Origin of the sequence: Pseudoalteromonas prydzensis, assembly GCF_011050055.1 — a bacterium.
In the GTDB taxonomy this organism is placed as follows: Bacteria; Pseudomonadota; Gammaproteobacteria; order Enterobacterales; family Alteromonadaceae; genus Pseudoalteromonas; species Pseudoalteromonas prydzensis_A.
Map to the genome: position 1 here is coordinate 18300 of NZ_DRGM01000082.1, position 13031 is coordinate 31330.

Sequence of the window (13031 nt, forward strand, 5' to 3'; positions counted from 1 at the left end):
GCCAATATTACCTAGGATCTGCCCTGCATTAACCAAGGCTGTGCTGGTTAACCATGATTAGCGTTTTTCATTTTATACATTTTTTTATCGGCCGTTTCGATTAACGCATCCAAGGATTCACCATCGCTTGGGTAAAAGGCTGCACCATAAGAAAAGTTAATTTTCATCTGTGGGTAATCACTGCTTGCTGCCGCTTGGGCAATCGCTTTTGCAATCCTGCTGGTTAATTTATGAATATCCGCTATGGTATGAAAATGTTCCAGTAACAACACAAATTCATCACCGCCAAGCCGTGCTGCGGTATCGTCTTCTCGTAACGTATTTTGAAAAACATCCGCTAAAATCTTTAGTGCATCATCACCTGCTTGATGACCAAATTGATCGTTTAACTCTTTAAATTGGTTTAAGTCAATAAATACAATGCTTAAGTGATTAGCCTCAGCTTTTTGACTACGCTTAAAATGCTTTAACACTTGCTTAAAACGATCTTCTAGCAACAGCCTGTTAGGTAACCCCGTTAAGTGATCGTGATAGGCTAAAAAGCGAAACGTATCGCGTTGCGAAATATGATTACTAATATCAGAAAAAATAGTAATAAAACCTTTAATTTCATCATTATGTGTAATAGACGAGGTTGATTGCCAAGTGTGGATCGTTTCCCCCGAGGCTTTGCGGATCATAATTTCACCGCTCCAGTGGCCTTCGTTTTTAATGGCTCTAAAGGCTGCACGAATGGTATTACTTTGGTTTAGGCCGCTTCGTAAAAAGGTGGGTTTACGAAACAAAACACGTTCACGTGGATAACCGAACAACATAATAAAGGCGTCGTTCACTCTAATCACATCATCGTCTTTATCGGTCACCATCATCGCTTCGCCGCTGTGATTAAAGACTAAATCATCAATTGAACGTTGCTCGCTGGCTTGGGTATTAAACACACAACACACCGTCGACTGTGCTTGACTACTTTTTTTTAAGCTTATTGAGTAAATATGCTGCTGCAATCGCAACTCAATCGTTTTGTAAAACGCCGTGCTGTTTAAGTTAAACTGCTGTGTTATATCAGATATTTGCAGCTGCACCGCTTCAGGCAATGAACAAAATTGTGTATTACTACTAACATGCTCTGCACATACAAATAGTGCCGGAACAGGTAAATCATCAACTGTCATTGTATTCACCTTAATGCCTTATACTCGTTTATATATTAGTTAAGTGCATGTTATATGCTAAGATAGATTATATTTATCGCAAATTTATATACTCAGCTAATCTGGTAAATGATCACTTATGGCATAAGGAAATTTATAGCGTCGTTTGATTTTAAAGAGGTGCTCGCTAAAGTTATCATTGATTTAACTGATGGCCATTTTTGGAATATCACGGCCATTAATTGTCCTTTGCTAAGTATATGCTCTCCAGCAGCGTCTTGCTGCTGGAGGTTTAGAGTATCTGTTGTTGCCAACGCTGCGCTAGAAAGTCGATAAATGCTCTGACCAAATTTTGCTGATAGTTACGCGATAAGTAAACGGCCCATAAATGGTTACCTGGGGTAGCGTAGTTAGGCAGTACCTTCACCAATTGCTTTGTTTCCAAATCCTCTTGTGCCAAATGATAAGGTAAATTGGCAACGCCCATCCCTCTGATTGCGGCCTTGCGTAACACCGACATATCATTGGCGTTAAGATTGCCCTTTACAGTGATTTTTTCATCCGAATTCTCACCTAAGATATGCCATGTTGAACTGCCACTGTGCAGCAAACAATTATGCTGCAATAAATCTTGCGGTGTGGTGAGGTTACTTTTGCCAGCTAAATAGTCAGGGGATGCGCACATAACCGTATTTATAAACATTAACTTACGGGCAATCAGTTGTTCATCGGGCTGGTGAGTATAACGCAAGGCAATGTCTATTCGCTCATCCACCAATTGCGATAGCCGGTCAGAGAGCACCAGCTGAAACTGTGTATTTGGGTGTATAGCAACAAATTCTTCGATTGCATCAAACAACATGTTTTGCCCAATACCAATAGGCGCTGCCACCCTAATTGTGCCAACTAGCTCGTTATTATGGCTATGTGCTCTACTTTGTAAATCCAATACAGTGCTGAGTATTTGCTTACAGTAGCTAAGCGCTTCTTCGCCTTGATTAGTTAAACTGACTTTACGGGTGGTGCGGTGAAATAACCGTAAGCTAAGCCACTGCTCAATGTCTTGTACGTGGCGGGTGACTTGTAAGCGGCTGAGCTCTAAGTTAGCAGCTGCTTTTGTAAAACTGCCACAGCGGGCAACTTCAACAAAGCTTTGGATTGCAGTTATTTTGTCCATTAGTATCCTAAAGTGAACCAATGTGTATCTGTAAGGTTTATTTATCATCAATTATCGTTCAAGTAAACTGATTATCCAGAGCTGAGGTGACGACTCAGATGATTAATACTTTTTTAAGGATACAGATATGAATATTACTATTTTAGGTGCAACTGGTTGGATTGGTGGTGAGATCACTACACAGGCATTACTACGCAACCACCAAGTAACAGCAATAGCCAGAAATACCGAAAAATTAACCGCTGAAAACGTGACGCTAAAGAACTTTGATTTGCAATCAGATGACGATATCGCTCCGTTACTTGCTGGTGCTGATGTGGTGATTGCCTCAATTGGCGGCCGTGCCGCTGGTAATCATGAGTTAGTTGCCCGCACTGCAAAGCGTTTATTAGCGGCACTTTCTGGTAGTAATACTCGGCTGTTATGGGTCGGCGGCGCAGGGAGTTTAGAGGTGTCTGCTGGCGTTACCTTAGTGTCATCCCCCGATTTTCCTGCTGAATATAAAGATGAGGCATTGGCGCAAGGTGAAGCTTTAGAGGTATTTAGGGCGACCAACACAGCTACACAATGGACGTTTGTAAGCCCTGCGGCGGTTATTTACCCGGGCGCGAGTGAAGGTGCGTATCGTATTGGTGGCGATGAATTTTTCACTAATGAACAAGGTGAAAGCAAAATCTCGGTCACCGATTACGCGATTGCGATGCTGGATGAAGCGCAACATGCCGCGCATATTAATCAACGTATCAGTGTGGCTTATTAAGGTTTTTTCCAAGGGCACATAAGTGTTATTCTTGATCAATACTTGATCAGTGAATGGTACTTATGAGCCTATTTTTCTCCCTTGCTTTAGCAAGTTTACCTGTCTTACCAGAGCCCATTACAAATAACGCGGCCGCTAAAGTTATTGTTAATGAACAGCCGTATTTATTAAGCTTTATGGGCTTAATCCAAAGCAAAGATCATCACAGTGTGCATAATAAAGTGTGGGCGCTAAAGCTTGGTTATAAAATAGAGCTTTCGTTATGAATACCTTATATATAACAGGAGCCGGTGTGAGTGCCGCCAGCGGCATTCCAACTTTTCGTGGCGAAGACGGCTATTGGACTATTGGCAGTCAAAACTATACGCCAATGGAAATGGCCACTCGCGCGATGTATGAAAATAATCCGCGGGAATTTTTAGCGTGGTATTATCATCGTTTTGCCACTTATCGTAATCATGGCCCTAATGAAGTGCATCATTGGCTCAGCGATAAAAACTTAATCACTCAAAATATTGATGGCTTAGATGGTAAAGCGGGGAATAGTAATTACATTGCGATTCACGGTCGGCTTGATCAAATGACCTTGTTTCATACCCAAGGTGATGATGTTAGCGCGCATCTCACCCCTTGGGATAACGTAGATGAAAGCCGTTTGCATGACTCACTGCTGGAATTATTTAACATCGAAAACCAACAGCCGCAGCTTAATCATTCCTTTAAACCCTATGTGCTGCTATTTGATGAATATTACACTGAGCTTTATCGGATCACGCAAGCACAACAGCGGATGATCGCAGCCGATAAAATCGTATTTATCGGCACTTCGTTTAGCGTAAATATCACCCAAATGGCACTGGAGATAGCGCGCAGCTACGACATTGCTATTGAAGTGGTTGATCCACAGCCTGCGCACATAATGCACCCTAATGTGAGTTATAAAAAAATGACTGCATTAGAGTACATTCAATTTAAGGGCTAATTACTGCTGTGCTTTCGCTTGCGCTACATTGAGTCGCAGACCTAGCGGATCAGTAACAAATTCTGCCACGCCGGATTTATTTAACTCTAAAATAGCTTTAGGTGCTTGCTGAAAACTTTGCCAATTTATTAGGCCTGGGCCATTTGGGTTACCTGCTTTGATAAAGTTAGTGACGTAGCGATGCATGGTTTTGCCCGCTTGTTTATCTTGCTCAGTAGTGACATGGCCATATTTAGTGGCCACCGTATTAAAAAAGTAAGGGATCTCGCTCGCGTGCGCTGCACCTTTTGCATCTAACGTTTGTGCGACATAAGCGAACCGATAAAGGTAAGCATTTTGGCCACGTTTACTAAAGCGTTGCGCAGTAAAACGAGCCGGTTCTTGCATTAGTTTGTCTTGGCCAACTTGGTAGTTTAATAATGCCAGTGGCTTATCATTTTCTGGATCATAGGCAAACTGGGCTTGTTTGGCATTATCGGCAAAGCTGTTGAATAAAGCGTGTTTAGAGGCAAAGTTGGCATTGCCGATATCATGGCTGGTGGTACCGACCATTAACGGTACTTTGCTAAATTGACCATTGAGTAGGTTTTCGTTGGTGCTGCCAGTTATGAGTGTACCGTCTAAGATTGGCCCACCAGAGTAAGTTACAAGCGAATCATTAATACTGCTTAAGGTACTTAGGTTTAAATTACCAACAATAGCTTGGGCGGGGAGTGCACGCAGTGCTGTTAGGCTATTTTTATCACTGCCGGTTATTTGATGTTGGGCTGCAAAGTTAACGCCTACTTGCTCGGCTGATAATGTGTCTGGATCATCACTGTGCAGTGGTAACTGATTAAATAACTCACGACCGCCGCCAGACATGATAATTGCTTTATTAAATAGCCCTTGCGCGCTTGGTGTTTGCAACATGGCGTGTACTGATTTACCACCAGCGGATTCGCCCATGATGGTTACTTGGCTTGGATCGCCATTAAACTCAGTAATATTATTTTTAACCCATTTTAAAGCGGCTACTTGGTCCATAAATGCATAATTACCAAGCGCGTCATTTTCAAAACTGCTCAGTGCAGGGTGAGCAAAGAAACCAAAGCGACCTAAACGGTAATTAAAACTAACAAACACAATGCCTTGTTTGGCAAAGCTTGCGCCAGAATAAACCTCAGGAGATGCACCGCCATTTACAAAACCACCGCCATAAAACCACACCACCACAGGGTAGCCCGTATCGCTTTGTTTAGCAGGCCTGATCACATTTAAATACAAGCAATCTTCCGCAGCTGTTGTACCCAGTGGTGCGGCATCGCCTGCAAATGGTTTTTGCATGCAGTCTGGCGCATAGTGATCAGCTTGCTTAACACCTTGCCATTTAGGCACAGGTTGTGGAGAGCGCCAACGATAGTCCGCTACTGGAGGCGCAGCATAAGGAATGCCTTTAAAGGATACTATTTTGCCTGATTCAGTGCCTTGCACTGTACCACCGGTTACATCCGCAGTTGTGTTTGAGGTGGCTTTAGAGCAGCCTTGTAAAGTTATTGCTGCAAGCGTAAAGCAGGTGATAAAAGCCAATGGTTGTAGTGAGCGCAGTAGCATGGTTAATCCCTATAAAATGAGCGTGCCATAGTCGAAAACCAACAGATACTAGCATAAAAAATGGCGGGATAGATAAAGGCTTAAATAAACTAAGGTGATTAGATAGGGAGTATAATCACCTTAAGTATTTGGCAAAAGGCTAATTTAAAACCTTTAATCTCCTGGGCAGAAGTGTGCCAAATTAGTTGCTAAGCGTTAAAAACGGGTACGAATACCAAATGTAATACGACGCTCAAAGATATTTTGCGTGATCACATGATCTGACCATTGTGCGTAAATATCTTCTTTTTCCTCGGTTAAATTACTCACTGAGGTATAAATGCTCATATCTTCAGCAAATTCATAGCCTGCATACATATCAAAATACAAGGTGCTGTCGGTCCAAAATGGCATAACCCCTTCGCCCATTGGCGAACTTAAGCTGTCTAAGCGATCGCTGCGGTAGTTAGCTGCAAGGCGCAGTTGTAATGGGCCTTTTTCATACCAAAGCACCGCATTAGCTGATTTTTCAGAGTTATCTTGAATTGGTAAACTTTCACCATAAACATCAACGTTTGCGCTGTCGCTTGGCGCATAGGTAAAGTTAACTGACGTGCCTAAGCCATCAAATGGCGCCGGTAAAAAGTCAAATGCTTGCTGATAAACCACTTCAAAGCCTTTAATGTCACCACCTTGGCCATTTATTTCAGTGCTTACCGGTACTTCACGACGAATAACGCCATCAATATCGGGTAAGCCTTGCATGACAATACCGTTTTCAACAAATGATTCTATATCCATTAAAAAGGCTGAAATGCTTAGTAAACCGCTGTCATTAAAATACCACTCGGCAGATAAGTTATAGTTAGTGGCGCGCCATGGCTCTAGATCAGGGTTACCATTTTGTGTGCCTTGTACCGCGACTAATAAATCAGGACTTACGCCAAGCTCAGCGGCAAGTACATCACCGGCACGAGTACGACCAACACTAATACCACCGGCAAGTTTACCAATATCGAGCGTGGTCATGGTTTTACCGTAACCAGCACGTAGGATCAGCTCTTCGGTGAGGTTTAAGTTAAAGTTCATGGATGGTAAAAAGTCAGAGTAATCTCTGTTTAGCCATTTTTCACCGGTTTTTTCACTGGCAGTACACAATGAGCAAGGACGTGCTGAGCCTAGCTGATTCTGCAGCATGTCGAGTTCAGTTTTAATGTATTGCGCGCCAATATTAGCGGTATAACTTAAATCCCCCAATTCACCGGAAAAGTTTGCTTTAAAGTAAGCGGTTTGTGTTTGCTCTTTGACTTGATAGGTACGAGATGGGTTAGCTAAACGCTTATTACCTGGGTAAATAGCGTTTTGGAATGCCATTGGATCGTCCATCACTTTCGGATCGATTAAGTAAAAACTATGCCCAGCGCCGCCAGGGCCTAAACCATTGACTTGGTTAACCCACCCATTGGGCATATCACTAAAAAAGTTGGTTTTACCTAGGGTTAAATCACCACCTGCTACGCTATTTTCACCGTCGCCATTGGTATCACCTAGTGATGCGCCAGAATCTTTCCACATCACATCTGCTGTAATATCACCGGTGGTAAATGGCGCAACGAGAATATAGGTTTCACGCTCTACATCACGTTTGGATGCGCGCAGACCAAAATCAAAATTCTGCAGGTGATCTGTGTCAAAGGCGTAATGGCCATCAATACGGGCAACATCAAGTGTGGCCTCTTCTTCAAAGTTATTTTCAGAGTAGGTTGATACCAGATTATATTGGCTTATATCATTGCCAAAACCTTCTGCAAAACCAAGGGTGAGGTATTCGCCACTGCGTGAAAAGCTGACATCAACGTCTTCTGGGCCGTAACCATTGGGGTTAACAGGGGTAATGCCATCACCATGATTTTTTAATAGTCCATGTTGTGCGCCTGAAGTTAAAAAGCCGTGGGCTACATTTTCAGTATGGCTGCGCTCTGCTGAGCCATGAATATACCTAAATTCACCTGATAATGGGCCATCACCTTGGTATTCGAATAAAAAGCTGGCATTGGTTGATTCACGATCGTTAGTTAAACTTTCCGAGTAGGCACTAACCCGGCGAACTTTTAAATCAGCTTCATTGACTGTGTATATTTGCCCGCCCTGATCATTATCTAAACGGGGAATAAAATTATCAGAATACGCCCAGATAGAGCCACGGGCATTATCAACCATCACCCCTTGTTTACGGTCAGCATCATCCATTTTGGTATAAAATAGGTCGCCGGTAAAAGTCAGGGCATCGGCAATTTGATATTGAATAGTGGTGTTTAAACCTAAGCGATCACGCTCGGTTTCACGGTCCATCACGCCATAAAAACGTTGGCTGTAAAAGCTGTCGTTAAAATCGCCATCACCGTTAAAGTCTCTGTCAGTTTCATTTTGCACTTCTGAAGAGGTTAAAATTGTGCCATTGCGATAATTTGCTAAGGTGCTTTCGTCATACGCGGCGGTGACAATAATACCAAACTTATCATTGTTGTATCCGGCAAAGGCTACCAGTTTAGGATCGGTTTCTTCAGATAAGCTGCCGCGGGTGGCTTCCCCTGTCAGTGAAAACGTAGTGCCTTGGTCAAGAGCAAACGGCCGGCGCGTTTTTAAATCTAAAGTACCTGAAATGCCTCCAGCTAAAGTATCTGCTTGAGGTGATTTAAGTACATCAATCCCTGATAGCAACGCGGCTGGGACATCAGTGAAGTCTGGTTGCAAGGTTGTAATTGAACCGGCACTTAAAAACTGCTCGCCATTTAAAAGAGTGGTTACTTGCGGCATACCCCGTACGTTAATGGTCGAGCCTTCCCCTGCCGAGCGGCGAATTTGCACACCCGGAATACGTTGCAGCGTATCGGCAATGGTTACATCGGGGAGTTTACCAATGTCTTCGGCGGTAATTGAGTCCATCACCCCAGTGCTAAAGCGTTTGTTGTTAATATCTTGTTTGTTGCTGGCGGCAATACCACGTACTTCGATGGTTTCTATTTCGTCATTGGCAACTGGACTTTCGTCCGCGGCATAAACCCCAAAGCTCGTATAACCACAGATAATAGCAGCCACAGTTTTTGCTATTACACTTATATTTAACGTGGCTTGGCGACGGTTTTTACTATGCATTTTGTTGTACCTCATCCTGTATTTTAGAAGGTGAATTATTATTTTCTGTTAATTTGTAACATTTGTTGACTATTGTTTTGTTATTAATTAGCATCACTTTCAAGCAAAATGCAATAACAATTACATTAACATTTGATAATTTTTTGCTTCTTAATGTAATGTTGCTATCTAAGGTAATGATTTAAAATAAGAGTTTTATTTATGGAAAAGTTAGCCACAACAAGTGCTGAAAATATCGCAAGTGTGAATAAAGGCTTAGGTAAAGGCGAGGTCCCCATACATGGGGATTATAATGTTGCCTTACAGCAAGTTAGTTTGCCTTGTGCGTGTATTTATCAAACTCGGTTAGATAATAACATTGCCTGGATGGCAAAGTTTGCAAAGCAAAGTAAGGTGGAGTTTTCCCCCCATGGTAAAACTACCATGGCACCGGGTATTTTTAACAAGCAATTAAATGCAGGGGCTTACGCGATCACTATTGCCACAGTGCAACAGGCGGTAGTGGCTGCACGCGCTGGTGCAAAGCGCATTATTATGGCAAATCAGTTAGTTGGCAAAGCTAACATGGCGCATCTTGCAAGTTTATTAAAGCAGCATCCGGTTGATTTTTATTGTTTAGTGGATGATATCAGTAATGTAACAGCCCTTGCTGAGTTCTTTAGTGAGCAAGGTTTACAGCTTAAATTACTGATTGAATTAGGCGTAGCTGGCGGGCGTTGTGGTGTCGTTGATAATCAACAACTGCAGCAATTGGCTGCGCATATTCAACAGTTTGCTTCATTACAGCTTGCGGGTATTGAAGTGTATGAAGGCGTATTGAGTACAGAAAATGAAGTGGCTGCTTTTTTAACGGATGCGGTAGCAAAATGTAAAGCCTTGATTGAAAAGCAGGCTTTTGCGACAGAGCAGGTGATCATTACCGCTGGTGGCTCTGCTTGGTATGACTTAGTGTGTGATGCATTTGCACCGCACAACTTGTTAGACAACATGATACCTGTGATCCGCCCTGGTTGTTATGTGGCTCATGATCAAGGGATTTATCAGCAGGCCCAGCAGCAAGTGTTAGCGCGTAACCCGCTGGCCTGTAATATTGGCAGTGATCTACAGTCGTGTTTAGAAATTTGGGCATACGTACAGTCACTACCAGAGCCAGGTCGTGCCATTATTGGTATGGGTAAACGAGATGTCGCCTTCGATGCTGGCTTACCCATTGCCAATTTACATGTTGATCAAGCTGGCACGGTACGACCTGCAGGGGCTGATTGGCAAGTTGAAAAAATAATGGATCAACACGCGATGCTGACTTATACCGACCCTGAGCAACTAAAAGTGGGCGATATTATTGCATTTGCAACCTCGCACCCGTGCCTTACATTCGATAAATGGCGTTATATTAACGTCATAGATGATAACTATAACGTTATTGAGATCTTTGATACGTATTTTTAGGAGAGTAAATAATTGGATATTGTTTCACGAATTAAAGAGCGCTTAGGGCATTTACGTCAATCAGAGCAACTCGTTGCACAATTAATTTTAACCGATCTGCAATATGCAGCTTCAGCAAGTATTAGCGACTTAGCGCAGCGCGCTAAAGTGAGCCACGCGTCAATTACTCGCTTAGCTAAAGCCTTAGGCTGCGATAATGTGCGAGATATGAAACTACAACTTGCGCAGTCACTGGCAGTTGGTGAGCGTTTTATTAGTGAAAACGCCTCAGTACGCGAAGATATTCCAGCAATATACCAAGCAATTCACGATATTTTAGATATCAATGCCGGGCTTATTGAGCAGTCTTTAGTGGAAGAAGCCGCACGTTGTATTGCTGGTAGTCGTCATACACTCATTTTTGGTGTTGGTGGTGGCAGCTCGGTAGTGGCACAAGAGTGTCACAATCGTTTGTTTCGACTCGATGTACTTAGTAATGCCTATAGCGATCCTGTGATGATGCGCATGACAGCAGCCAGTGTTGATGTGAGCGATGTGGTTATGGTGCTGTCGTTAACGGGGCTTGCCAAAGATCTGATTGATGCCGCAAGTATTGCCAAAGATTATGGTGCAAAGGTGATTGCCATTTGCCCTGATAGTACGCTTGCGGATATAGCGACAATTCACTTACCAATCAAAACCAATGAATCAGATTACATTTTCACGCCAAGTACCGCGCGTTACGCCATGTTAGCCGCCGTTGATGTGCTTGCCAGTGAAGTGGCGATATTAACGCAGAAAAAATCTCGTGAGAAACTGCGCCGTATTAAACATGAGTTAGATGAGTACCGTCAAGGACCTGACCGCGCACCGCTAGGAGATTAACAATGCAGTACGATAGCTCGCAAGCAGTAGACACAATCATCTATCAAGCAAAGGTATTTGATGGCTTAGGTAATGCGCCAGTGCAGATGGACGTTGCAATCAAAAGGCAGCAGATTGTCGCATTGGGTGAGTTATCTGCATATCAAGCAACAAATAAAGTTAATGCCGATGGATTGTGTTTAGCGCCCGGCTTTATTGATGTACATACTCACGATGATTTAGAAGTACTCAGAAACCCTGAAATGGCGGCTAAAATCAGCCAAGGGGTGACGACGGTTATTACCGGCAATTGTGGCATTAGCGCCGCGCCCGCCCAATTAGCCGCGGATGCGCCTGATCCAATGAACTTATTAGGTGATAAAACTGAATTTAAGTTTGCCCAGCTGCGCGATTATATCGACGCTTTTAATGTGCAAAAAGCCAATGTCAATGTGGCTGCGTTGGTTGGGCATACCACGCTTAGAAATAATGTGATGACCGATTTATTACGCGCAGCGACAGCAGCAGAAATCACCTTAATGCAGCAGCAACTAGACCTTGCACTGAGTCAAGGCGCATTAGGCTTGAGTACCGGCCTTGCCTATAAAAATGCCAATCAAGCGCCATCTTCTGAAGTGCACGCATTTGGTGAAGTGTTGAAAAAACACCATGCGCTGTATACCACGCATTTACGCACTGAATTTGATGCGGTACTTGATGCAATGGACGAAGCCTTTGCAATGGAGCAAGTATTTGATATTAAGGTGATTATTTCACACCTTAAATGCGCGGGTAAAAATAACTGGGGGCGAGCTCCGGAGTTATTGGCTAAGTTTGCCGAGCAAGGTGAACATTCAAAATGCAGTTGTGATGCGTACCCATATGCTGCCAGTTCCAGCACCTTAGATTTAAACCAAGTGACCGATGAATTTGATATTTTTATAACCTGGTCAACGGCTCACCCTGAAATGGCTGAACAGTTACTGGCCGATATCGCTAAACAGTGGGGCGTGAGTTTGCTTGATGCGGCTAAACGACTACAGCCCGCAGGGGCGGTTTACCATGGTCTTAATGAAGACGATGTAAAAACCATTCTTGCCTTTGATAAAACCATGATTGGCTCAGATGGCTTACCGTGCGATCCGCATCCGCATCCGCGTTTGTGGGGCTCATTCCCACGGGTTTTAGGTCATTACAGCCGTGAGCAAGGCCTTTTTTCGTTGGCAACGGCGATCCATAAAATGACCGGTTTAAGTGCTGCAAATTATCGCTTAGCAAACCGTGGAGTGATCAAGGTCGGTTATTTTGCTGATTTAGTATTATTTGATGCCGATGAAATTATCGATAACGCGACCTTTGTTGAGTCTGCCTTACCGGCATCGGGTATCCGTCGGGTTTGGACTAATGGCCAAACCACATTGAAAGATAAACAGGTTCTGCCCGCGTATTCGGGTAAATTTTTAACATCTCTAGGAGCAAGTAAACATGATTAGACGAATTGGTATTGAAGGCGGTAAAGGCACGGGTGGCCAACACTTACCGTTTGCCCGCGCAGTAGAAGCCGGTGGTTGGTTGATGGTGTCAGGGCAAACCCCAATGCAAGACGGCGAAGTGGTTGAAGGCGGTATTATTGAGCAATCAACCCTCGCGATTGAAAATTGCCTCGAGATAATGAAAGAAGCAGGTTACGAGTTAAAAGATGTGGTGCATGTGACGGTTATTTTAACTGACTCGCGTTATTTTCAGTCGTTCAATAAAGTATTTAAAGCGTACTTTGGTGCTAATCCACCAGCACGTATTTGTGCGGTCGCGGATCTAGTTGTCGATTGTAAAGTTGAGGTAGATGTTACTTGTTATAAGGCACCTTAACTTTTTGTCAGCGCCTTAATGACAGCGTTGACATACACCTAAGAGCACACAAAAAAATAATCGCTCTTAGGT

11 protein-coding genes are annotated in these 13031 nt (G+C 43.4%); 7 read left to right on the forward strand and 4 right to left on the reverse strand.

Annotated elements, in window-relative coordinates; translation table 11 throughout:
* Positions 1-47: 47 nt before the first annotated feature.
* Together ENH88_RS07830 and ENH88_RS07835 are read right to left on the reverse strand one after the other, a co-directional pair.
* Positions 48-1172 (reverse strand): GGDEF domain-containing protein, encoded by a 1125-nt coding sequence (locus ENH88_RS07830; protein ID WP_304181410.1) that lies wholly within the window; start codon positions 1170-1172, stop codon positions 48-50.
* 271 nt (positions 1173-1443) lie between these two features.
* Positions 1444-2328 (reverse strand): LysR family transcriptional regulator, encoded by an 885-nt coding sequence (locus tag ENH88_RS07835; protein ID WP_304181412.1) that lies wholly within the window; start codon positions 2326-2328, stop codon positions 1444-1446.
* 127 nt (positions 2329-2455) lie between these two features.
* Between ENH88_RS07835 and ENH88_RS07840 the strand changes: the two genes are divergently transcribed.
* The 3 genes from ENH88_RS07840 to ENH88_RS07850 all read left to right on the forward strand — a co-directional run bounded on the left by ENH88_RS07840 (position 2456) and on the right by ENH88_RS07850 (position 4070).
* Positions 2456-3088, forward strand: a complete 633-nt coding sequence (locus tag ENH88_RS07840) for an NAD(P)-dependent oxidoreductase (protein WP_304181413.1) — start codon at positions 2456-2458, stop codon at positions 3086-3088.
* A gap of 62 nt (positions 3089-3150) precedes the next feature.
* Complete coding sequence (locus ENH88_RS07845) at positions 3151-3354, forward strand: hypothetical protein (RefSeq protein WP_414704819.1); 204 nt, start codon at positions 3151-3153, stop codon at positions 3352-3354.
* Complete coding sequence (locus ENH88_RS07850) at positions 3351-4070, forward strand: SIR2 family NAD-dependent protein deacylase (RefSeq protein ID WP_304181415.1); 720 nt, start codon at positions 3351-3353, stop codon at positions 4068-4070. The genes ENH88_RS07845 and ENH88_RS07850 overlap by 4 nt, the downstream gene beginning before the upstream one ends.
* Here the strand turns inward: ENH88_RS07850 and ENH88_RS07855 are convergent, their stop codons facing one another.
* Both ENH88_RS07855 and ENH88_RS07860 read right to left on the reverse strand, forming a co-directional pair.
* The gene (locus ENH88_RS07855; protein WP_304181417.1) at positions 4071-5663 is read right to left on the reverse strand and encodes a carboxylesterase/lipase family protein; all 1593 of its coding nucleotides are present in this window, start codon (positions 5661-5663) and stop codon (positions 4071-4073) included.
* A gap of 195 nt (positions 5664-5858) precedes the next feature.
* On the reverse strand, positions 5859-8798 hold the full coding sequence (locus tag ENH88_RS07860) for a TonB-dependent receptor (protein WP_304181419.1): 2940 nt from the start codon (positions 8796-8798) through the stop codon (positions 5859-5861).
* Positions 8799-8999: 201 nt separating this feature from the next.
* Here ENH88_RS07860 and ENH88_RS07865 point away from each other — a divergent pair, with 201 nt between their 5' ends.
* From ENH88_RS07865 to ENH88_RS07880, 4 genes are read left to right on the forward strand one after another with little or no spacing between them, the layout of a single operon-like run.
* Complete coding sequence (locus tag ENH88_RS07865) at positions 9000-10247, forward strand: amino acid deaminase (protein ID WP_304181421.1); 1248 nt, start codon at positions 9000-9002, stop codon at positions 10245-10247.
* 12 nt (positions 10248-10259) lie between these two features.
* Complete coding sequence (locus ENH88_RS07870; protein WP_304181424.1) at positions 10260-11111, forward strand: MurR/RpiR family transcriptional regulator; 852 nt, start codon at positions 10260-10262, stop codon at positions 11109-11111.
* 2 nt (positions 11112-11113) lie between these two features.
* Positions 11114-12583 (forward strand): N-acyl-D-amino-acid deacylase family protein, encoded by a 1470-nt coding sequence (locus tag ENH88_RS07875; protein WP_304181426.1) that lies wholly within the window; start codon positions 11114-11116, stop codon positions 12581-12583.
* Positions 12576-12959, forward strand: a complete 384-nt coding sequence (locus ENH88_RS07880) for a RidA family protein (protein WP_304181428.1) — start codon at positions 12576-12578, stop codon at positions 12957-12959. The genes ENH88_RS07875 and ENH88_RS07880 overlap by 8 nt, the downstream gene beginning before the upstream one ends.
* Positions 12960-13031 lie beyond the last annotated feature (72 nt).